Annotated in this window: 19 protein-coding genes; 15 read left to right on the top strand and 4 right to left on the bottom strand. The window is 63.5% G+C overall.

Features of this window, described 5'->3' with window-relative positions; genetic code table 11:
- Positions 1-20: 20 nt before the first annotated feature.
- The 11 genes from mraY (at position 21) to lpxC (ending at position 12,861) form a co-directional block, all read left to right on the top strand.
- Positions 21-1,190, top strand: coding sequence for a phospho-N-acetylmuramoyl-pentapeptide-transferase (gene mraY / locus AWB82_RS31680; RefSeq protein WP_086973249.1), 1,170 nt, complete (start codon positions 21-23; stop codon positions 1,188-1,190).
- A 50-nt stretch (positions 1,191-1,240) separates the two neighbouring features.
- Positions 1,241-2,764 (top strand): UDP-N-acetylmuramoyl-L-alanine--D-glutamate ligase, encoded by a 1,524-nt coding sequence (gene murD, locus AWB82_RS31675; RefSeq protein ID WP_086973248.1) that lies wholly within the window; start codon positions 1,241-1,243, stop codon positions 2,762-2,764.
- Entirely contained in the window at positions 2,761-4,041 is a 1,281-nt protein-coding gene (gene ftsW, locus AWB82_RS31670; protein WP_086973247.1) for a putative lipid II flippase FtsW, read from the top strand. The genes murD and ftsW overlap by 4 nt, the downstream gene beginning before the upstream one ends.
- Positions 4,038-5,156 (top strand): undecaprenyldiphospho-muramoylpentapeptide beta-N-acetylglucosaminyltransferase, encoded by a 1,119-nt coding sequence (murG, locus tag AWB82_RS31665; protein WP_086973246.1) that lies wholly within the window; start codon positions 4,038-4,040, stop codon positions 5,154-5,156. Before ftsW ends, murG begins: the two co-directional genes overlap by 4 nt.
- Positions 5,157-6,557: a UDP-N-acetylmuramate--L-alanine ligase gene (murC, locus tag AWB82_RS31660; protein ID WP_086973245.1), complete on the top strand. Its 1,401-nt coding sequence runs from the start codon at positions 5,157-5,159 to the stop codon at positions 6,555-6,557.
- Between the two features lie 25 nt (positions 6,558-6,582).
- The gene (locus AWB82_RS31655; RefSeq protein WP_086973261.1) at positions 6,583-7,524 is read left to right on the top strand and encodes a D-alanine--D-alanine ligase; all 942 of its coding nucleotides are present in this window, start codon (positions 6,583-6,585) and stop codon (positions 7,522-7,524) included.
- Between the two features lie 35 nt (positions 7,525-7,559).
- Positions 7,560-8,312, top strand: a complete 753-nt coding sequence (locus tag AWB82_RS31650; RefSeq protein ID WP_086973244.1) for a cell division protein FtsQ/DivIB — start codon at positions 7,560-7,562, stop codon at positions 8,310-8,312.
- A 27-nt stretch (positions 8,313-8,339) separates the two neighbouring features.
- Positions 8,340-9,572 (top strand): cell division protein FtsA, encoded by a 1,233-nt coding sequence (gene ftsA, locus AWB82_RS31645; protein WP_086973243.1) that lies wholly within the window; start codon positions 8,340-8,342, stop codon positions 9,570-9,572.
- A 109-nt stretch (positions 9,573-9,681) separates the two neighbouring features.
- Positions 9,682-10,890: a cell division protein FtsZ gene (gene ftsZ / locus AWB82_RS31640; RefSeq protein WP_086973242.1), complete on the top strand. Its 1,209-nt coding sequence runs from the start codon at positions 9,682-9,684 to the stop codon at positions 10,888-10,890.
- Between the two features lie 287 nt (positions 10,891-11,177).
- The gene (locus AWB82_RS31635; RefSeq protein ID WP_086973241.1) at positions 11,178-11,681 is read left to right on the top strand and encodes a peroxiredoxin; all 504 of its coding nucleotides are present in this window, start codon (positions 11,178-11,180) and stop codon (positions 11,679-11,681) included.
- A gap of 262 nt (positions 11,682-11,943) precedes the next feature.
- Complete coding sequence (gene lpxC, locus AWB82_RS31630; protein WP_086973240.1) at positions 11,944-12,861, top strand: UDP-3-O-acyl-N-acetylglucosamine deacetylase; 918 nt, start codon at positions 11,944-11,946, stop codon at positions 12,859-12,861.
- Between the two features lie 51 nt (positions 12,862-12,912).
- On the opposite strand, the gene AWB82_RS31625 is transcribed toward lpxC, so the two are convergent.
- On the bottom strand, positions 12,913-13,398 hold the full coding sequence (locus AWB82_RS31625; protein ID WP_086973239.1) for a DUF721 domain-containing protein: 486 nt from the start codon (positions 13,396-13,398) through the stop codon (positions 12,913-12,915).
- Between the two features lie 288 nt (positions 13,399-13,686).
- On the opposite strand from AWB82_RS31625, the gene secA reads away from it, so the two are divergent.
- The 4 genes from secA (at position 13,687) to AWB82_RS31605 (ending at position 19,216) form a co-directional block, all read left to right on the top strand.
- Positions 13,687-16,500 carry a preprotein translocase subunit SecA gene (gene secA, locus AWB82_RS31620; protein ID WP_086973238.1) on the top strand — a complete coding sequence of 938 codons (2,814 nt, stop codon included), beginning with the start codon at positions 13,687-13,689 and terminating at the stop codon, positions 16,498-16,500.
- Between the two features lie 159 nt (positions 16,501-16,659).
- Entirely contained in the window at positions 16,660-17,901 is a 1,242-nt protein-coding gene (argJ, locus tag AWB82_RS31615; RefSeq protein ID WP_086973237.1) for a bifunctional glutamate N-acetyltransferase/amino-acid acetyltransferase ArgJ, read from the top strand.
- Positions 17,902-17,924: 23 nt separating this feature from the next.
- Positions 17,925-18,788 carry an ATP-binding protein gene (locus tag AWB82_RS31610; protein ID WP_086973236.1) on the top strand — a complete coding sequence of 288 codons (864 nt, stop codon included), beginning with the start codon at positions 17,925-17,927 and terminating at the stop codon, positions 18,786-18,788.
- Entirely contained in the window at positions 18,785-19,216 is a 432-nt protein-coding gene (locus AWB82_RS31605) for an NUDIX domain-containing protein (RefSeq protein ID WP_086973235.1), read from the top strand. Before AWB82_RS31610 ends, AWB82_RS31605 begins: the two co-directional genes overlap by 4 nt.
- A gap of 6 nt (positions 19,217-19,222) precedes the next feature.
- Here AWB82_RS31605 and yacG read toward each other — a convergent pair whose 3' ends face one another.
- From yacG to AWB82_RS31590, 3 genes are all read right to left on the bottom strand, one after another.
- Complete coding sequence (yacG, locus tag AWB82_RS31600) at positions 19,223-19,414, bottom strand: DNA gyrase inhibitor YacG (protein WP_086973234.1); 192 nt, start codon at positions 19,412-19,414, stop codon at positions 19,223-19,225.
- Between the two features lie 64 nt (positions 19,415-19,478).
- On the bottom strand, positions 19,479-20,234 hold the full coding sequence (gene zapD / locus AWB82_RS31595; RefSeq protein WP_086973233.1) for a cell division protein ZapD: 756 nt from the start codon (positions 20,232-20,234) through the stop codon (positions 19,479-19,481).
- Positions 20,235-20,403: 169 nt separating this feature from the next.
- A partial coding sequence (locus AWB82_RS31590) for a dephospho-CoA kinase (protein ID WP_143756945.1) occupies positions 20,404-20,716 on the bottom strand: 313 nt, incomplete at its 5' end.

Genomic DNA, 20,716 nt, shown 5'->3' with positions numbered 1-20,716 from the left:
ACTGAAAGAGAAGGACCAGTATGCTACTCGCACTCGCGCAATGGCTTCAGAATGACGCCAGCTTCATGCGCGTGTTCACCTACATTACGTTCCGCGCCGTGGGCGCCACGGCGACGGCGCTATTGATCGGTCTCGTCTGCGGCCCGTGGGTCATCCGCAAGCTGACCGCGCTCAAGGTCGGTCAGGCCGTGCGCAAGGACGGCCCGCAGACGCATCTCGTCAAATCCGGCACGCCGACGATGGGCGGCGTGCTGATCCTCATGGGCATCGCCGTGTCCACGTTGCTGTGGGCGGATCTCACGAACCGCTTCGTGTGGATCGTGATGCTCGTCACGTTCGGCTTCGGCGTGATCGGCTGGGTGGACGACTATCGCAAGGTCGTACATAAGGACCCGCGCGGCATGTCCTCGCGCGAGAAGTATTTCTGGCAATCGGTAATCGGCCTGTTCGCGGCCGTTTATCTCGCGTTCAGCGTGTCCGAAGCCAGCAACACGCGCGTCTTCGATCTCTTCATGGCGTGGGTGCGCAGCGGCCTCTCGATGGGCCTGCCCGCGCGCGCCGACCTGATGCTGCCGTTCCTCAAGTCGATCACTTACCCGCTCGGCGTGTGGGGCTTCATCGCGATGACGTACTTCGTGATCGTCGGTTCGAGCAACGCGGTGAATCTCACCGATGGCCTCGACGGTCTCGTCATCATGCCCGTCGTGCTCGTGGGCGCATCGCTCGGCGCGTTCGCCTATGTGATGGGTTCGTCGGTGTATTCGAAATACCTGTTGTTCCCGCACATTGCCGGCGCGGGCGAACTCCTGATTTTCTGTTCCGCGATGGGCGGCGCCGGTCTCGCCTTTCTTTGGTACAACACGCACCCCGCGCAGGTCTTCATGGGCGATGTCGGCGCGCTCGCGCTCGGCGGCGCGCTCGGCACGATCGCGGTGATCGTCCGTCAGGAAGTGGTGCTGTTCATCATGGGCGGCGTGTTCGTCGCGGAAACGCTCTCCGTGATGCTGCAGGTTTTCTGGTTCAAGTTCACGAAGCGCCGCTATGGCGAGGGCCGGCGCTTCTTCAAGATGGCGCCGCTGCATCACCACTACGAGCTGTCCGGCTGGACCGAGACGCAAGTCGTAGTGCGCTTCTGGATCATCACGTTGATGCTGTGCCTGTTCGGTTTGTCGACGCTCAAATTGCGTTGATTCTGTGCGTCTGCTCTGCAGTCTTTTAGGTTTTCGGGAAAGGTAAAGCGATGTTCGGCGAGAAGTTTGTCGGTCGGCAAAGTCCGATGGTGCTCGTGCTGGGACTGGGTGAATCCGGTCTGGCTATGGCGCGCTGGTGCGCCAGGCACGGTTGCCGCCTGCGGATCGCCGATACGCGCTGGGTGGCGCCTGCCGTGCCGCCGAATCTCTCCGAACTCGCGATCCACGAGATCGATGCGGATTTCGTCGGCGGCGCGTTCACGCCCGCATTGCTCGATGGCGGTATCGAACTCGTCGCGATCAGCCCGGGGCTTTCGCCGCTCGCGGACGACCTCGCGCCCCTGATCGCGGCAGCGAAGGAACGCGGCATTCCGGTCTGGGGCGAGCTCGAATTGTTCGCGCAGGCGCTCGCCGGACTCGGCGTGAACGGCTACGCGCCGAAAGTCATCGCGATCACGGGCACGAACGGCAAGACCACGACGACCGCGCTCACCGGCCTCTTGTGCCAGCGCGCCGGCAAGACGGTCGCGGTCGCGGGCAACATCAGCCCGGCGATGCTCGACAAGCTGACCGAAGCCATCGACCAGACCGCGCTGCCCGATATCTGGGTGCTCGAACTGTCGAGTTTTCAGCTCGAAACCGCGCACACGTTCGCGCCGGACGCCGCCGCGGTGCTCAACATCACGCAGGATCATCTCGACTGGCACGGCGGGCTGGATGCCTACGCCGCCGCGAAAGGCCGCATCTTCGGCCCGCGCACGAAGCGCGTGCTGAATCGCAACGACGCCCGCACGATGGCGCTCGCGAAGAACATCGCGCAGGACCGTGTCGTGAGCTTCGGACTCGATGAGCCGTCGTTCGTCGGCGATTACGGTTTGTTGCGCGATAACGGCATGCAGTGGCTGGTCGTCGGCATCGATCAGGACGCCTCCGAAGCGCCCGTGACTTCGCGTCGCCGCAAGAAGGACGAGACCGAGCCGAACCTCGTTTCCAAGCGTCTGATGCCCGTCGACGCGTTGCGCATCCGCGGTCTGCACAACGCGGCGAACGCGCTCGCCGCGCTGGCTCTGGCGCGCGCGATCGATCTGCCGCTCGCGGCGCTGCTGCACGGCTTGCGCGAGTATCGCGGGGAGCCGCATCGCGTCGAAGTGATCGCGCAAATCGATGGCGTCGATTATGTCGATGACAGCAAGGGCACCAATGTCGGCGCGACGGTCGCCGCGCTCGACGGCCTGGCGCAGCGCATCGTGCTGATCGCCGGCGGCGACGGCAAGGGCCAGGATTTTTCGCCGCTCGAAGCGCCGGTCGCACGCTGGGCGCGCGCGGTGATGCTGATCGGCCGCGACGCGCCGCGCATTCGCGAGACGCTGGCCGCGACGGGCGTCGCGCTCGAAGACCACGCGACGCTCGAAGCCGCGACGAACGCTGCGGCACGCATCGCGGAAGCCGGCGACGCCGTGCTGCTCTCGCCCGCGTGCGCGAGCCTCGACATGTTCAAGAACTACGCACATCGCGCGGACGTGTTTCGTGGCGCGGTCGAAGAGATCGCCGCCGCGCGGGGAGTGATGCTATGAGCTGGTCGGAACGCTTCGGATCGAAACTCACCGGACAGCGCAACGCCATGCCGGGCGACTCGCTCGCGGGCCGCTCGGATTCCGGCCCGCGTGGCAGCGGCATTTCGAGCGCAGTCAACGCCGTGCGCCCCGCGCGCTCGCGCATGCTCGACTACGACTATTCGCTGTTGTGGGTGATGATCGCGCTGCTCGGCCTGGGCATCGTGATGGTGTACTCGGCGTCGATCGCAATGCCCGATTCGCCCAAATACGCGAGCTATCGCGATTATCACTTCCTCGTGCGTCATCTGATCTCGGTCGCGACGGCGCTCGTCGGCGCGACCATCGCGTTCAAGATTCCGATCAAGACGTGGGAAAAGTACGCGCCGAAGTTCTTTCTCATCGCGCTCCTGTTGCTGATCATCGTGCTGATTCCGCACATCGGCAAAGGTGTGAACGGCGCGCGCCGCTGGATTCCGCTCGGCATCACGAACATGCAGCCGTCGGAAATCATGAAGCTCGCGGTGACCATCTACGCCGCGAACTACACGGTGCGCAAGCAGGAGTTCATGCACAGCTTCGGCAAGGGCTTTTTGCCGATGGCGGTCGCGGTCGGCGCGGTCGGCGCGCTGTTGCTGCTCGAACCCGACATGGGCGCGTTCATGGTGATCGCCGCGATCGCGATGGGCGTGCTGTTCCTCGGCGGCGTCAACGGCAAGCTGTTCGGCGGGCTCGTGCTGACGGCGGTCGGCACGTTCACGATGCTCGTGTGGCTGTCGCCGTGGCGTCGCGAGCGGATTTTCGCTTATCTCGATCCGTGGGACGACCGTTACGCGCAGGGCAAGGCGTATCAACTGACGCACTCGCTGATCGCATTCGGACGCGGCGAGTGGTTCGGCGTGGGCCTGGGCGGCAGCGTCGAGAAGCTCAACTATCTGCCGGAAGCGCATACCGACTTCATTCTTGCGGTGATCGGCGAGGAACTCGGTTTCATCGGCGTGATCGTCGTGATCCTGCTGTTCTACTGGATCGTGCGTCGCGCGTTCGAGATCGGCCGTCAGGCGCTCGCGCTCGATCGCACGTTCGCCGGTCTGATGGCGAAGGGCGTCGGCATCTGGTTCGGCGCGCAGACGTTCATCAACATGGGCGTGAATCTCGGTCTTCTGCCGACCAAAGGCCTCACGCTGCCGCTCGTTTCCTACGGCGGCTCGGGCATCTTGCTGAACTGCGTGGCGCTGGCTGTTTTGCTGCGCGTGGATTACGAGAACCGGGTTCTCATGCGCGGAGGAAAAGTATGACCGCGCAACGCGACCGCACCTTGATGGTGATGGCGGGCGGCACCGGGGGCCACGTGTTCCCGGGGCTCGCGGTCGCGCACTGGATGCAGGCGCACGGCTGGCGCGTGGTGTGGCTCGGCAACGCAAGCGGCATGGAAGCGACGCTCGTGCCGAAGCACGGCATTCCGATGGAATACGTGCGCTTCGGCGGCGTGCGCGGCAAGGGCATCAAGACGAAGCTGATGTTGCCCGTGAATCTGCTGCGCGCGTGTTCGCAGAGCCTCGCCGCGTTGCGTCGCGTGAAGCCGGACGTCGTGCTCGGCATGGGCGGCTACATCACCTTTCCGGCGGGCATCATGACGAAGCTCGCGGGCTGCCCGCTCGTGCTGCACGAACAGAATTCCATCGCGGGACTCGCGAACAAGGTGCTCGCGCATCTCGCGAAGCGTGTGCTCGTCGCGTTTCCCAATGCTCTGCCGAATGCGGAATGGACCGGCAATCCGATCCGTGCGGAACTAACGAGCGCATTGCCACCCAAAGAACGCTACGCCGCGCGTTCGGGACGCCTGAACGTGCTCGTGGTCGGAGGCAGTCTTGGTGCCGCCGCACTCAACGAAACCGTGCCGAAAGCGCTCGCGATGCTTGCTTCCGGCGAGCGTCCGCGCATCGTGCATCAGGCGGGCGCGAAGCATATCGAAGCACTGGAAGCGAACTACGCGGCTGCGGGTCTCACGCGCGGAGAAGACCTGCAACTCGTGCCGTTCATCGAAGACATGGCGAGCGCGTACGCATCGGCGGACCTCGTCATCTGCCGGTCGGGCGCGATGACGGTCTCCGAGATCGCGGCGGTCGGCGTGGCGGCGCTTTTCGTGCCGTTCCCGTTCGCCGTCGACGATCACCAGACGACCAACGGCGCGTTCCTCGCGAAGAACGGCGCGGCTGAATTGATACAACAACGCGATTTGTCGGCGCAGAAACTCGCCGACTGGTTACGCGCGCAGTCGCGCGCGTCGCTCGCGGACATGGCCGAGCGCTCGCGCGCACTCGCGAAACCGGACGCGACCGAGAAGGTCGCGAGCATATGCGCCGACGTGGCCGGCGCGCGTGCGAGCGCGCAAGCTCGGGAGGCACATTAAATGAAACATATCGTCAAGCACATTCATTTCGTCGGGATCGGCGGCGCGGGCATGAGCGGCATCGCCGAAGTGCTGCTCAATCTCGGCTATCACGTGAGCGGCTCGGATCTCTCCAACGGCGCGGTCACCGAGCGGCTGCGCGCACTCGGCGCGCGGGTCGAGATCGGTCATCACGAACAGAACATCGAAGGCGCGAATGCGGTCGTCGTCTCGACTGCCGTGCGTTCGAACAATCCGGAAGTGCTCGCCGCGCGCCATCGTCGCGTGCCGATCGTGCCGCGCGCCGTGATGCTCGCGGAACTCATGCGCCTGAAGCAGGGCATCGCGATCGCCGGCACGCACGGCAAGACCACGACGACTTCGCTCGTCGCGAGCGTGCTTGCGGCGGGCGGGCTCGATCCGACCTTCGTGATCGGCGGGCGCCTCAACAGCGCGGGCGCGAACGCGCGTCTCGGCACGGGCGATTTCATCGTCGCGGAAGCCGACGAGTCCGATGCGTCGTTCCTCAACCTGTTCCCGGTGATCGAAGTCATCACGAACATCGACGCCGATCACATGGACACCTACGGCCACGACTTCGCGCGGCTGAAACAGGCGTTCATCGAGTTCACGCACCGATTGCCGTTCTACGGCATCGCGGTGCTGTGCGTCGACGATCCGAACGTGCGCGAGATTCTGCCGTTCGTGTCGAAGCCGATCATCCGCTATGGCCTCGGCGCGGAAGCGCAGGTGCGCGCGGTGAACGTCGAGCCGAGGAGCGGGCGCATGCACTTCACGACGCTGCGCGAGGACGCGCCGCCGCTCGACATCGTGCTGAACTTGCCGGGCACGCACAACGTGCAGAACGCGCTCGCCGCGATCGCGATTGCGACTGAACTTGAAGTCGCGGATGCCGATATCCAGCGTGCGCTCGCCGAATTCAACGGTGTGGGCCGGCGTTTCCAGCGTTACGGCGAAGTGAGCACGAGCAACGGCGAAGGCGCGTACACGCTGATCGACGACTACGGGCATCACCCGGTCGAAATGGCCGCGACGGTTGCGGCGGCGCGCGGCGCCTTTCCCGGCCGGCGTCTCGTGCTTGCGTTTCAGCCGCATCGCTATACGCGCACGCGCGATTGCTTCGAAGATTTCGTGCGAGTGCTGTCGACGGTCGACGCCCTCGTGCTCACCGATGTCTACGCGGCAGGCGAAGCGCCCATCGTGGCCGCCGACGGCCGCGCGCTGGCGCGTGCGATTCGCGTCGCGGGCAAGGTCGAGCCGGTGTTCGTCGAGACGATCGACGAAGTGCCCGACGCGGTGACGACCATCGCGCGCAACGGCGACGTGGTGATCGCGATGGGCGCGGGTTCCATCGGCGGCGTGTGCGGAAAGCTGGTCAACGTGGCGAACGGCCAGAACTGAAATGACAGACGTAACGAGTAATCAAGTGAATCAAATCGATCCGAAGGTCTTCGGCAAAGTCGCGGTGCTGCTCGGTGGAAATTCCGCCGAACGCGAGGTTTCGCTCAACTCCGGGCGTCTCGTGCTCGAAGGCCTGCGCGACGCGGGAATCGACGCGCATCCGTTCGATCCGGCGCGACATCCGCTTTCGGATCTGAAGGCGCAGGGCTTCGTGCGCGCGTTCATCGCGCTGCATGGCGGTTACGGCGAGAACGGGCAACTGCAAGGCGCGCTCGACTTCTACGGCATCCGTTACACGGGCAGCGGCGTGCTCGGTTCGGCGCTCGGCATGGACAAGCTGCGCACGAAACTCGTGTGGCAGCAAACCGGCATTCCAACGCCGCCGTTCGAAACCGTCTTTCGCGGCGAAGACTACGCGGCGCGCGCGCAGGACATCGTCGCGAAGCTCGGGCTGCCGCTCTTCGTGAAGCCGGCGAGCGAAGGATCGAGCGTCGCCGTCATCAAGGTGAAGAGCGCGGAAACGCTCGTGCCCGCGCTCGAAGAAGCGGCGCATTACGACAAGATCGTGATCGTCGAGAAGAGCATCGAGGGCGGCGGCGAATTCACCTGCTGCATCGCGGGCGATCTCGACTTGCCGGTCATCAAGATCGTGCCGGCGGGCGAGTTTTACGACTACCACGCGAAGTACGTCGCCGACGACACGCAGTATCTGATTCCGTGCGGCCTGACCGAAGCCGAAGAAACGCGCATGAAGCAGTTGACCAAGCGCTCGTTCGAGATTCTCGGCTGCACCGACTGGGGCCGCGCCGACTTCATGCTTGACTCGGACGGCAACCCGTACTTCCTCGAAGTGAACACGGCGCCCGGCATGACGGACCACTCGCTGCCGCCGAAGGCCGCGCGCGCGGTCGGCATCAGCTACAAGGATCTCGTCGTGAAGGTGCTGTCGCTCACGCTGAAGAATTAGGTCGATCACACACAGGACACGAAATAAGCGAAACCATGTGGAACAACGTTCGCCAACTCAACCTCGCCGCCAATGCGCTGCACGTCGTGCTCGTGCTGCTGCTTCTGGCCGCCGCGGGGTACTGGGCGATCCAGCGTCCCGAGTTTCGCCTGCGCGAAATTCAGATCGATGGAGACACGACGCACGTCAGTTCGCCGGTCGTGCGGGCGAGCGTGGTCGGTCGTTTGAAGGGCAATTACTTCACCGTCGATCTGGATGCGGCGCGCGCGGCGTTCGAGCAGGTGCCGTGGGTGCGCCACGCGAGCGTGCGGCGCGTGTGGCCGAACGCGCTCGCGGTGACGCTGGAGGAATTCAAGCCGCTCGGCACGTGGGGCAACGATCAACTGGTGAGCGTCGACGGCGATCTCTTCACCGCGAACCAGGGCGAGCTCGACGATGACCTTCCCGCGTTCGATGGTCCCGAGGGCACGGCGAAGGAAGTGGTCGCGCGGTATCACGATTTTCAAAAGTGGTTCGCGCCGATCGACGCGAAGCCCGAAGAAGTCACGCTGTCGCCGCGCTTCGCGTGGACAGTCAAGCTTTCGAACGGCACGCAAGTCGAACTCGGCCGCGAGCGTAACCAGGACACGCTGAACGACCGTTGCAAGCGTTTCGTCGCGTCGTGGTCGTCCGTCACGGGGCGTTGGGGGAAGGACATTGAATATGCGGATTTGCGGTACCCGAACGGCTTTGCCATACGAGCCGCGAACATGCGCTTCATCAACGATACCGACAAGGCCAAGAAGTAAGCAGACATCACGGGCAATGAGCACGCTATGAGCAAAGACTACAAAGACCTGCTGGTTTCCCTCGACATCGGAACGTCGAAGGTGGTCGCGATCGTCGCCGAACTTAAGGGCGAAGGCCACTACGAGGTGATCGGACTCGGTCAGAGCGACTCGAAGGGGTTGAAGAAGGGCGTCGTGGTCAATATCGAGGCCACGGTGCAATCCATCCAGCGCGCGCTCGAAGAAGCCGAACTGATGGCGGATTGCAAGATCACGAACGTATTCACCGGAATTGCGGGCAGCCATATCCGCAGCTTCAATTCGAGCGGCATGGTCGCGATCAAGGACAAGGAAGTCACGCAGACGGACGTCGCGCGCGTGATCGAGACGGCCAAGGCGATCAACATTCCGACCGATCAGCAGGTGCTGCACATCCTGACGCAGGAATTCATCATCGACGGGCAGGAAGATGTGCGCGAGCCGATCGGCATGAGCGGCATCCGCCTCGAAGTGAAGGTGCACATCGTGACGGGCGCGGTGAGCGCGGCACAGAACATCGTGAAGTGCGTGCGCCGTTGCGGGCTCGAAGTGAACGACCTCATTTTGCAACCGCTCGCCTCGTCGCTGGCGGTGCTGACCGAGGACGAGAAGGAGCTGGGCGTGGTGCTTGTCGATATCGGCGGCGGCACGACGGACATCGCCATCTTCAGCGAAGGCGCGATCCGTCACACGGCCGTGATCCCGATCGCGGGCGATCAGATCACGAGCGACGTCGCGATGGCGCTGCGCACGCCGACGCCCGACGCGGAAGACATCAAGGTGAGCTACGGCATCGCGAAGCAGGCGCTCGCCGATCCGGACGAAATGATCGAAGTGCCGGGTCTCGGCGAACGCGGTCCGCGCACGCTGTCGCGGCAGGCGCTGGCGGCGGTGGTCGAGCCGCGTGTCGAAGAGTTGTTCTCGCTGGTGCAGCAGGTCGTGCGCGAGTCGGGTTATGAAGAATTGCTGTCGAGCGGCGTCGTGCTGACCGGCGGCGCGGCGATGATGCCCGGCATGGTCGAGCTCGGTGAAGACATCTTCCTGAAGCCGGTGCGCATCGGCGTGCCGGAATACGCGGGCGGTCTCGCCGATGTCGTGCGCAATCCGCGCTACTCGACCGCAATGGGCCTGCTCGCCGAAGGACGCTCGCAACGCATGCGCGGCCGCAAGGTCGCGGTGCAGAGCGGCTCGATGGGACAAGTGTTCTCGCGGATGAAGGACTGGTTCCTCGGGAACTTTTAAGCAACAAGCAACAAAAAGAATACGCGCTGGTACCGGCGGCTGGTGCGCGACGAGGGGTTGCCCGATCTCTCGCCGAATAACGCCGATTTTCATTCTTGACGGAGGCAACATGGATTTCGAAATGCTGGAAACGGAAACCAACGGGACGATTATTAAGGTCGTGGGCGTTGGTGGTGCTGGCGGCAACGCGGTTCAGCACATGATCAACCGCGGCGTGCAGGGCGTCGACTTCATCGTGATGAACACGGACGCGCAAGCGCTCGCTCGTTCGCGTGCGTCGGCGGTGCTGCAACTGGGTATGTCGGGTCTCGGCGCGGGCGCGAAACCGGAAAAGGGCAAGGAAGCGGCGGAAGACGCGCGCGAGCGTATCGCCGATGCGCTGCGCGGCGCGCACATGGTGTTCATCACCGCGGGCATGGGCGGCGGCACGGGCACGGGCGCGGCGCCGGTGGTCGCGCAGATCGCCAAGGAAATGGGCATTCTCACCGTTGGCGTCGTGAGCAAGCCGTTCGAGTTCGAAGGCGGCCGCCGCATGCGCGTCGCGGAAGCCGGCTCGCAGCAACTGGAGGATCACGTCGACTCGCTGATCGTCGTGCTCAACGACAAGCTGTTCGAGGTGATGGGCGATGACGCCGAGATGGACAAGTGCTTCCAGTGCGCGGACGACGTGCTGAACAACGCTGTCGCAGGTATCGCCGAAATAATCAATGTCGATGGCCTCGTGAACGTCGACTTCGAAGACGTGAAGACGGTGATGGGCGAGCAAGGCAAGGCGATGATGGGCACGGCGACTGTCGCCGGCGTCGATCGCGCGCGTCTCGCCGCGGAACAGGCTGTCGCGAGCCCGCTCCTGGAAGGCGTAGATTTGTCGGGTGCGCGTGGCGTGCTGGTGAACATCACGTCGAGCCGTTCGCTGCGTCTGTCGGAAACGCGCGAAGTCATGAACACGATCAAGTCCTACGCGGCTGACGATGCAACGGTGATCTTCGGCGCGGTGTACGACGACGCGATGGGCGACGCACTGCGCGTGACGGTGGTGGCAACGGGTCTGGGCCGCGCGGCGAAGAAGCAGCAGCAAGCGCCGATGACGCTCCTGCGCACGGGCACCGACAACCAGCCGATCTCGCACGGTCATCAGGCTTCGCACAACACGTACGGTTCGCAGCACGGTCAGTCGACGACGGACTACGGTCAGCTCGAAACGCCGGCAGTATGGCGCTCGACGCGTGAAACGGCGGCATCGCATGTGCAGGCGCTGCAGGAAAAGGGCGTCGATACGTACGACATTCCGGCGTTCCTGCGCAAGCAGGCGGACTGAGCGAAGCGCACGTCATTTGCTGCTGAATTAGCTATGACGATGCAGCTCACCGCGTGCAGGCGCTGAACGTCCGAAGCGGACGATGCAGGCTTCGCGTGGGGCGACTGTCCAAGGCCGCGTCCTGATGCAAAATGGACGCCGGGCCGTGGCCAGCCGACCCCCACGAATTTGCCCCCAACGCCTGGGAAGGCAGATTGAAGCCGAAGTTGCCGCATGACGAACGGCAAGATCGCGGGACGATGCAATCGCGAGGATGTCCGCGAGCACTGACGAGGGAAGGACCGAGCATGATCAAAGTGGGTGAAACGTTGCCCGACGTGCGTCTCTTCGAGTTTATCGACGAGGCGACCGAGGGCTGCGCCGTGGGACCGAATGCGTTCCCGGTGCGCGAGCGGTGCGCAGGCAAACACGTGGTGATCTTCGGATTGCCGGGCGCGTTCACGCCGACGTGCTCCGCTAAACACGTGCCCGGCTACGTCGAAGCGGCGGCGGAGTTGTCCGCTGCCGGGATCGACGAAGTCTGGTGCGTTTCCGTCAACGACGCGTTCGTCATGAGCGCGTGGGGACGCGATCTTCAAACCGCGGGCAAGGTGAAGATGATCGCGGACGGCAGTGCGCGTTTCACTCAGGCACTCGGACTGGATCAGGATTTGTCCGAGCGTGGCATGGGAATTCGTTCCCAGCGCTACGCGATGGTGATCGACGACGGCGTGGTCAAGACGCTGAATATCGAAGCGCCCGGCAAGTTCGAAGTCAGCGACGCTCGAAGCATCCTGGCGGCGTTGCGCTGAGTGCAGCGGCGCCGCGTTGCCCGCGCGCAACGCTCGACGCGCCCTCGCACTGAGCCGCAATTTGGGGCCGATGACCGGAAACGCCTCCATTCCGGGCATCGGCCCGTTCTACTTCACGATTGGCCGCCGCGACGTAACACAGGGAAACAGTTGATACCACCTGGATCAGGACGGCGCGCGACGAATGGAGTATAATTCGCCCTATTAGAATTTAACGCACGATTGATTTCCTCTATGGGGAACATAAATCGGAAAGAACATCATGTTGAAGCAGCGAACAATCAAGACCGTCGTCAAAACCGTGGGGATCGGGCTCCATTCCGGTCGCAAGGTGAACTTGACCCTGCGACCCGCGCCCATCGGCACGGGCATCGTCTTTTCGCGTATCGACCTGCCCGAGCCGGTCGATATTCCCGCGTCCGCGATGTCGATCGGCGACACGCGTCTCGCGTCCGTTCTGCAGAAGGACGGCGCGCGCGTTTCGACCATCGAGCACTTGATGTCGGCGTGCGCGGGCCTTGGCATTGACAATTTGTATGTCGACGTGACCGCCGAGGAAATCCCCATCATGGACGGCAGCGCGGCATCGTTCGTGTTTCTGATTCAATCGGCGGGTATCGAAGAGCAGAACGCGCCGAAGCAGTTCATCAAGGTGACGAAGCCCGTCGAGGTGCGCGACGGCGACAAGTTCGCGCGTCTCGAACCGTACTTCGGTTTCAAGCTGAGCTTTACCATCGATTTCCGCCATCCGGCCGTCGACAAGACCGGTCAGGCGCTGGAAGTGGATTTCGCGACCACGTCGTATGTGCGCGAGATTGCGCGTGCCCGCACGTTCGGCTTCGCACACGAAGTCGAGATGATGCGTGAACTGGGCCTCGCGCGCGGCGGCAGCATGGACAACGCGATCGTGCTCGACGAGTACCGCATCCTCAACAACGACGGCCTGCGCTACGACGACGAGTTCGTGAAGCACAAGATGCTCGACGCGATCGGCGACCTGTACGTGGTCGGCCATCCGCTGCTGGCTTCCTACAAGGCGTACAAGGGCGGCCACGCGATGAACAACATGCTCCTGCGCGAATTGCTCGCGACCGAAGACGCTTACGAAATCGTCACGTTCGAAGATACGAAAACGGCGCCGCGGGGTTTCAGTTTCGACACGCAGACAGCGTTCGCCTGATGTAAAGCAGGAACTCGGAAAACTAGTGATGAGCGGCAGCGAAAGCGCCGCTCATTTTTTTTGCCCGCGCGCCTGATGTCGCGACGCCATTCGTGCGAGCGCTTCCTGAAGCGGGGACGGCTCCAGCGTCTCGGCCAATTCCTGCAGCGCCGATGCGCCCGCCGCCGACATGCGCGCCTGCTTCGGCGGCGCGGATTCTTTCATGGGCTGCGGACGGACACGGATTTTCAGCGCGTTCACGGCCCAGCCGCGCTGTTGCAGGTCCGCCAGCAGGCGCGGCTCGATATGCCGCAGCCGCGCCGCCAGCGCGTTGTGCGCGGCGAAGAGGGCGAGCACGCCATCCTTGATGAATCCCGGTTCCACATTCGACGCCAGATAATCGGGCAGAAGCGAGGCCAAGTCGCGTTGCAGCGCCGCCACTTGTTCGACGCCCACGCGCAGCGCGCGGAACGCATCGGTGCGATCGAGCACGTCGGCGACGGCTTGCGGCCGGCGCGGATCGAACCCCAACCTTGAATTCGTAGAAAGGCGACTCATTTTTACCTACGCGTATGGCCGACGGAACGGTTCGATTGTACGCGAGGCAAGTCACTGTTTTTTGGCAGACAGCCGTCTGGGAGGCGGGTTTCGCGCAAGCTTTCAACCCGTTGACTGTCGCGTTCCGTCTACGCACGCGCGGGCACGCCGACGCAAGGTCTGTCAAACTCGCGTGCTAAAATTCCCGATTCGAAATTCACCTTATGGACTTAAGTCGCCGAGGTTCTCCGAGCCCGGACGCAGCGTGGTGCTGTGGCCGTCCGAAGCCGCGACGCAGACACTGATCCGATGACGACCGGTTTCCTTCAGAAGATTTTTGGCAGCCGCAATCAGCGGTTGGTCAAGCAGTATCAAAAGACCGTTGTGGCAATCAATGCCCTTGAGCCGGCCGTCGAGAAGTATTCGGACGACCAGCTGCGCGCCAAGACCGATGAGTTCCGCCAGCGTGTCGCGGGCGGCGAATCGCTCGACGTGATCCTGCCCGAAGCGTTCGCCGTCTGTCGCGAGGCGAGCAAGCGCGTCCTCAAGATGCGCCACTTCGACGTGCAGCTCATCGGCGGCATGGTCCTGCACTACGGCAAGATCGCCGAAATGCGCACCGGCGAGGGCAAGACGCTCGTCGCGACGCTCGCGGCGTATCTGAACGCGCTGTCGGGCCGCGGCGTGCACGTCGTGACGGTGAACGATTACCTCGCCCAGCGCGATGCCGAATGGATGGCGCGCCTCTACAACTTCCTCGGTCTGTCGTGCGGCGTGAATCTGTCGCAGATGCAGCACTCGCAGAAGCATGAAGCGTACGCGGCGGACATCACCTACGGCACGAACAACGAGTTCGGCTTTGACTATCTGCGCGACAACATGGTCTACGAGACCGACGCGCGCGTGCAGCGGCCGCTCAATTTCGCGATCGTCGACGAAGTGGACTCGATCCTCATCGACGAGGCGCGTACGCCGCTCATCATCTCCGGTCAGGCGGAAGATCACACCGATCTCTACGTGCGCATGAACGCGCTGCCGCCGCTGCTCGAACAGCAGATCGGCGAGGAAAAGGCGGACGGCACGGGCGTCGAAAAGCCGGGCGACTACACGCTCGACGAAAAAGCGCGTCAGGTGTTCCTGACGGAATCGGGCCACGAGAAGGCCGAGCGTCTGCTCGCCGAGTGGGGTCTGATCGGCGAAGGCGAAAGCCTTTACGCGCCGCAGAACATCACGCTGATGCATCACATCTATGCCGCGTTGCGCGCGCATACGCTTTTCCTGCGCGATCAGCATTACGTGGTGCAAGACGGCGAAGTCGTGATCGTCGACGAGTTCACGGGCCGCATGATGACCGGCCGCCGCTGGTCGGACGGTCTGCATCAGGCGGTCGAAGCGAAGGAACACGTCCAGATTCAGGCCGAGAACCAGACGCTCGCGTCGATCACGCTGCAGAACTATTTCCGCATGTATTCGAAGCTGTCCGGCATGACCGGCACGGCCGACACCGAAGCTTACGAATTCAACGAAATCTACGGCCTCGAAACGGTCGTGATTCCGACCAACCGTCCGCCGAAGCGTGTCGACAAGCAGGACCAGATCTACAAGACGTCGAAGGAACGTTACGACGCTGTGATTCGCGACATCCGCGATTGCGTCGAGCGCGGTCAGCCGACGCTCGTCGGCACGACGTCGATCGAAGCTTCCGAACTGCTGTCCGGCCTGCTCGGGCAAGCGAGGGTGAAGCACGAAGTGCTCAACGCGAAGCAGCACGCGCGCGAAGCGGCAATCGTCGCCGAAGCGGGCCGTCCGAGCGCCGTCACGATCGCGACGAACATGGCCGGCCGTGGAACGGACATCGTGCTCGGCGGCAACGTCGAGAAGCAGGCGTCGTTCATCGAAGCCGATCTGTCGATTCCGGAGCACGAGAAAGCCGCGCGCATCCAGAAACTGCACGACGAATGGCAGGCGCTGCACGATCACGTGAAGGCGGCGGGCGGACTGCACATCATCGGCACCGAGCGTCACGAGTCCCGCCGTATCGACAACCAGTTGCGCGGCCGTGCGGGCCGTCAGGGCGATCCGGGCTCGTCGCGCTTCTATTTGTCGCTGGACGATCCGCTTCTGCGCATTTTCGCGGGCGACCGCGTGCGCGCGATCATGGATCGCCTGAAGATGCCGGAAGGCGAGCCGATCGAAGCGGGCATGGTCACGCGCTCGATCGAAGGCGCGCAACGCAAGGTCGAGGCGCGCAACTTCGACATTCGCAAGCAACTGCTCGAATACGACGACGTCTCCAACGATCAGCGCAAGGTGATCTACCAGCAGCGCAACGAACTGCTCGAAGCGAACGACGTGCAGGAAACCATCGCCGCGATGCGTCAGAGCGTGATCGGCGACCTGGTGCGCACGTTCGTGCCGGCGGGCAGCATCGAGGAGCAGTGGGAAGCGCCGGAACTGGAAGAAGTGCTGCGCAACGAATGGTCGCTCGATCTCGCCGTCCAGGAGATGATCAACGAGTCGAATTCGATCGACGCCGAGGAAATCTGCGAAGCCGTGCTGGCCGCCGCCGACGAAGGGTACGAAGCGAAGGTCGCGATGGTCGGCCGCGATTCGTTCAGCGCGTTCGAGCGCTCGATCATGCTGCAGACGCTCGACAGCCGCTGGCGCGAGCACCTCGCCGCGCTTGATCACTTGCGTCAGGGCATCCATCTGCGCGGTTATGCGCAGAAGAACCCGAAGCAGGAATACAAGCGCGAGGCGTTCGAACTCTTCGCCGCAATGCTCGACGCAGTGAAGCAGGAAGTCACGCGCGTGGTCATGAACGTGCAGATCCAGTCGCCGGAACAGCTCGAAGAGGCCGCCGAGCAGTACGAAGAGAAGGGCAGCCATCTGGAGAACGTGTCGTTCACGCACGCGGACTTCAACGCGCCGGCCGCGGAGCCGACGCCCGCAGCGGCGGCGGCGAGCGCCACCGCGCAGATGGTGAGCCAGGCGATGGGCGCCGGCGACGACATCAGCGTGGCGACGCATCCCTCGGACGACGTGCCGAAGGTCGGCCGCAACGATCCGTGCCCATGCGGCAGCGGCAAGAAGTACAAGAACTGTCACGGCAAGCTGGCGTAATCGGCCGATGACCAGATCCAAGCGACGCAGCGATGCGTCGTTTGTCTTTGCAGCATCCAACATTCACGGCGCCGGTTCGATTCCGCTGACCGGCGTCAGTCTTCCATCAAGTGCCGGTTCGATGAGCCGACACTCGTCACCCACAGCTGAGACGCGAACATGGCCGTCAACTTCCCCTCGATCGATCCCGCAGCGCTTCATCCCGTCGCGGGCGTCACGCTCGGTTACGCCGAGGCGAACATCCGCAAGCCCAATCGCAAGGACGTGCTCGTCATTCGCGTGGACGAAGGCGCGAGCGTCGCGGGCGTCTTCACGCAGAATCGTTTCTGCGCCGCGCCCGTCACGGTGTGCCGCGAAAATCTCGCGGCGGTGAGCAAGGGCGGCAAGGGCATTCGCGCGCTCGTCGTGAACACGGGTAACGCGAACGCGGGCACGGGCGAGCCGGGCATGGCGCACGCCCGCGAAACCTGCGCGGAACTCGCGCGCCTCGCGGGTCTCGACGCGCAGCAGATCCTGCCGTTCTCGACCGGCGTGATTCTGGAGCCGCTGCCGGTCGATCGTCTGAAGGCGGGTCTGCCGGCTGCGCTCGCGAATCAACAGGCCGCGCACTGGTTTGACGCCGCCCAGGCCATCATGACGACCGACACGTTGCCGAAGGCGGCGTCGCGCCAGGTGACGATCGACGGTCACGTCGTCACGCTGTCGGGCATCAGCAAGGGCGCGGGCATGATCAAGCCGAACATGGCGACGATGCTCGGCTTCCTCGCGTTCGATGTGAACGTCGCGCAACCGGTGCTGGACCAGCTCGTGAAGCACGTCGCGGATCGCTCGTTCAACTGCATCACGATCGACGGCGATACGTCGACCAACGATTCGTTCATCCTGATCGCGTCCGGCAAGTCGTCGCTGCCCGCGATCACGTCCGCCGATTCGCCCGCCTACGCCGCACTGCGCGACGCGGTGACCGGAGTCGCGCAGGAACTCGCGCAGCTCATCGTGCGCGACGGCGAAGGCGCGACCAAGTTCATGACGATCACGGTGGAAGGCGGCAAGGACGCGGCGGAATGCCGCCAGATCGGCTACGCGATCGGCCACTCGCCGCTCGTGAAGACCGCGTTCTACGCGTCCGATCCCAACCTCGGCCGCATTCTCGCGGCGATCGGTTATGCGGGCGTGACGGATCTCGATGTCGGCAAGATCGATCTTTATCTCGACGACGTGCTGGTCGCGAAGGCCGGCGGACGCAATCCCGAGTACAAGGAAGAAGACGGCCAGCGCGTGATGAAGAAGGGCGAGATCGCGATTCGCGTGCGGCTCGGACGCGGCAACGCAGAAGCGACGATCTGGACCTGCGACCTCTCGCACGAGTACGTGAGCATCAACGCCGACTATCGCTCGTAAGAGCAGCGCGCATCGACAAGAACATGGACAAGCTCGAACAATTTCTCACGCGCGCCGAGGCGGTGCTGGCGCGCATCGAAGGCATGTTGCCGCCCGCGGCGCCGGATATCGACTGGGCATCCGCGGTGGCGTTTCGCTGGCGCAAGCGTCAGGGGCGCGGTTTCCTGCAGCCCGTTCCGGCAATCTCGCAGATTTCGCTCGACGACCTTCAGAACATCGATCGTCAAAAAGCCCTGATTCAGCAGAACACGCAGCAGTTCGTGAACATGCTGCCCGCGAACAACGTGCTGCTTACAGGCGCTCGCGGCACGGGCAAGTCGTCGCTGATCAAGGCGTGCCTGAACGCGTATTCGAAGGACGGCTTGCGCCTCATCGAAGTCGATAAGGACGATTTGCACGATCTCGGCGATATCGTCGATCTGATCGCGACGCGGCCCGAGCGCTTCATCGTCTTCTGCGACGATCTTTCCTTCGAGGAAGGCGAGTCGGGTTACAAGGCGCTGAAAGTCGCGCTCGATGGCTCGGTCGCCGCGCAATCGGACAACGTGCTGATCTACGCGACGTCGAACCGCCGCCATCTGTTGCCCGAATACATGAGCGACAACGAGACGTACAAGCACACGTCCGATGGCGAGATTCACCCCGGCGAAGTGGTCGAGGAAAAGATCTCGCTGTCCGAGCGCTTCGGCTTGTGGGTCAGCTTCTATCCGTTCAAGCAGGACGACTATCTGTCGATCGTCGGGCACTGGCTGAAGCACTTCGGCTGCGACGACGCCGAAGTCGAAAGCGCTCGCGGCGATGCGCTCGTCTGGGCGCTCGAACGCGGATCGCGCTCGGGCCGCGTGGCATGGCAATTCGCGCGCGACTGGTCGGGACGCAAGCAATGACCGATACGAAGCCGGACATCGCGCCCGATGGCCGCAAGGTGACGGAAGTGGCCGTCGGCGTGATGGTGCAGCACGACGGGCGTTATCTGCTTGCGCAGCGGCCCGCAGGCAAACCGTATGAAGGTTACTGGGAATTTCCGGGCGGCAAGCTTGAGGCGGGCGAGAGTATCGAGGCGGCGCTCGGGCGCGAATTGCACGAGGAACTTGGCATCGACGTCACCGCGTGTCAGCTTTGGCGCACGCTCGAACATGATTATCCGCACGCGTATGTGCGCCTGTTCTTCTGCAAGGTGACGGAGTGGAAGGGCACGCCGCTCGGTCGTGAAGGTCAGGCGATCGCCTGGCAGACGCTTCCCGTGGAAGTCGCGCCGCTTCTGCCGGCGGCCATTCCGATTCTCGAATGGCTCGAAGAGGAAGAGCGCGAATAACCGCGCTCAGTTGAGGCCGCCGTGATTGTCTTCGTCCGGCGGCGTTTCCTGTGAATTACCCGCGATCTTGTACTTTTCGGCCGCCCACGCGCCGAGATCGATCTGCCTGCAGCGCTCGGAGCAGAACGGGCGAAAGCGGTTTTCGGGAACCCAGCGGACATCCTTGCCGCAGGTCGGGCATTTGACGACAGTGGTCATGACGATTACGAATTGAGCGGGTTATGGACGGTATTTGACCACATGCGGCCGAACCGCTCCCAATTCAAAGGCTGCAAAGCGTCAGATGAAAGGGCACGTCGACATCGACGGCGCGCGGTTTCAGATCGCCGTCCTGCACGGTGAAGCGCACCCACAGCATGTATTTGTTCGCGCTCGCTTCCGGAATCACGCGCGTGTCCGGTGAAACGCGCACCTGCATCAGCTGATATGTGCGGCCGGACAACATCTGCTGGTAGCTGCCTTGCATCGCCATGACTTTCGATGCCTGACCGGATTCGCGCGCGAGCCGCAACACGATGGCGGCCGCGTCGCGCAATGCGAGCATCGGCATGACCCACTTCGCGATGTCCTGGCGGCGTTCTTCGGCCGGCAACTGCTGCCAGGCGTAATACGAGGGCAGATCGAACTTGCACGTTCCGCCGGGAATGATCGTGCGGCTGCGGATGCTGGCGAGCCACTCGTTGTCGGCGAGATGCTGACCGGTCTTGCCGTGCATTTCGGTGAGCCCGGCAAGCGTCTGCTCGATTTCTCCGAGCACGGCTTCGAGCGCTTCCTGTTCGATGCCCGGGTTGCCGCGAAACGGCGCGAGCGTCTGTCGCTGCCGTTCCAGTTCCTTCATGAGGTCGGCCTTGAGGTCCGTGCGGCCGGCGACTTCCGCGATCTCAAAGAGCGTCGTGAGCGCGACGTGATGTTCTCGCGCGTCTTCCTGAGTCAGAAAGAACGTAAAACGCTCGAACAGGTCTTCGAGGCGCAGCAGCGTCCGGATTCGCTCGTTGAAGGGATACTCGTAAAGGATCAAGCGCGCTCGCCTCGGCGTGGGTCGGTTGCTTCCATGAGCGGAAGTGAGCACATTCTAATGCCGCATCCTCACCCTAGCAAATCGGGTCAATTTCACGTGCCGACCTGCCTGTTTCAACGCAAATCGGGAACTTTTCGGCGATTTCGCTAACTCAGGCGATCACGTCGCGTCATGCGGACGCAAGCGCAAGGTAACGCGCGTGCAGCGTGTCCACCTGCTGCGCGAGCGCATCGAGCGTGGCGGCTTCGTCGTTGACCACGATGTCGTCGGCCGCCGCCAGCCGCGCTTCGCGGGACGCCTGCTTCGCGATGATCGCAAGCACCTGTTCGCGCATGAAGCCGTTGCGCCGCATGACGCGCTCGATCTGCGTCTCGACGGGACAATCCACCACCAGCACGCGCGACACGCGGCTCGCCCATTCGCCGGACTCGACGAGCAGCGGCACGACGACGATGTGATACGCGCCCTGTGCCGCGATCCGC

Source organism: Caballeronia glebae (assembly GCF_001545035.1).
Classification (GTDB): Bacteria; Pseudomonadota; Gammaproteobacteria; order Burkholderiales; family Burkholderiaceae; genus Caballeronia; species Caballeronia glebae.
Note: the sequence above shows the minus strand (reverse complement) of the source record. Positions and strands in the feature narration are given on the sequence as shown.

Bases quoted from the DNA above. Each gene is read 5' to 3' on its own strand.
- murD (WP_086973248.1), top strand. From the start codon at position 1,241: ATGTTCGGCGAGAAGTTTGTCGGTCGGCAAAGTCCGATGGTGCTCGTG.
- AWB82_RS31635 (WP_086973241.1), top strand. From the start codon at position 11,178: ATGATCAAAGTGGGTGAAACGTTGCCCGACGTGCGTCTCTTCGAGTTT.
- AWB82_RS31625 (WP_086973239.1), bottom strand. From the start codon at position 13,398: ATGAGTCGCCTTTCTACGAATTCAAGGTTGGGGTTCGATCCGCGCCGG.
- AWB82_RS31610 (WP_086973236.1), top strand. From the start codon at position 17,925: ATGGACAAGCTCGAACAATTTCTCACGCGCGCCGAGGCGGTGCTGGCG.
- AWB82_RS31650 (WP_086973244.1), top strand. From the start codon at position 7,560: ATGTGGAACAACGTTCGCCAACTCAACCTCGCCGCCAATGCGCTGCAC.
- lpxC (WP_086973240.1), top strand. From the start codon at position 11,944: ATGTTGAAGCAGCGAACAATCAAGACCGTCGTCAAAACCGTGGGGATC.
- murC (WP_086973245.1), top strand. From the start codon at position 5,157: ATGAAACATATCGTCAAGCACATTCATTTCGTCGGGATCGGCGGCGCG.
- ftsA (WP_086973243.1), top strand. From the start codon at position 8,340: ATGAGCAAAGACTACAAAGACCTGCTGGTTTCCCTCGACATCGGAACG.
- ftsZ (WP_086973242.1), top strand. From the start codon at position 9,682: ATGGATTTCGAAATGCTGGAAACGGAAACCAACGGGACGATTATTAAG.
- AWB82_RS31605 (WP_086973235.1), top strand. From the start codon at position 18,785: ATGACCGATACGAAGCCGGACATCGCGCCCGATGGCCGCAAGGTGACG.
- ftsW (WP_086973247.1), top strand. From the start codon at position 2,761: ATGAGCTGGTCGGAACGCTTCGGATCGAAACTCACCGGACAGCGCAAC.
- argJ (WP_086973237.1), top strand. From the start codon at position 16,660: ATGGCCGTCAACTTCCCCTCGATCGATCCCGCAGCGCTTCATCCCGTC.
- murG (WP_086973246.1), top strand. From the start codon at position 4,038: ATGACCGCGCAACGCGACCGCACCTTGATGGTGATGGCGGGCGGCACC.
- secA (WP_086973238.1), top strand. From the start codon at position 13,687: ATGACGACCGGTTTCCTTCAGAAGATTTTTGGCAGCCGCAATCAGCGG.
- yacG (WP_086973234.1), bottom strand. From the start codon at position 19,414: ATGACCACTGTCGTCAAATGCCCGACCTGCGGCAAGGATGTCCGCTGG.
- mraY (WP_086973249.1), top strand. From the start codon at position 21: ATGCTACTCGCACTCGCGCAATGGCTTCAGAATGACGCCAGCTTCATG.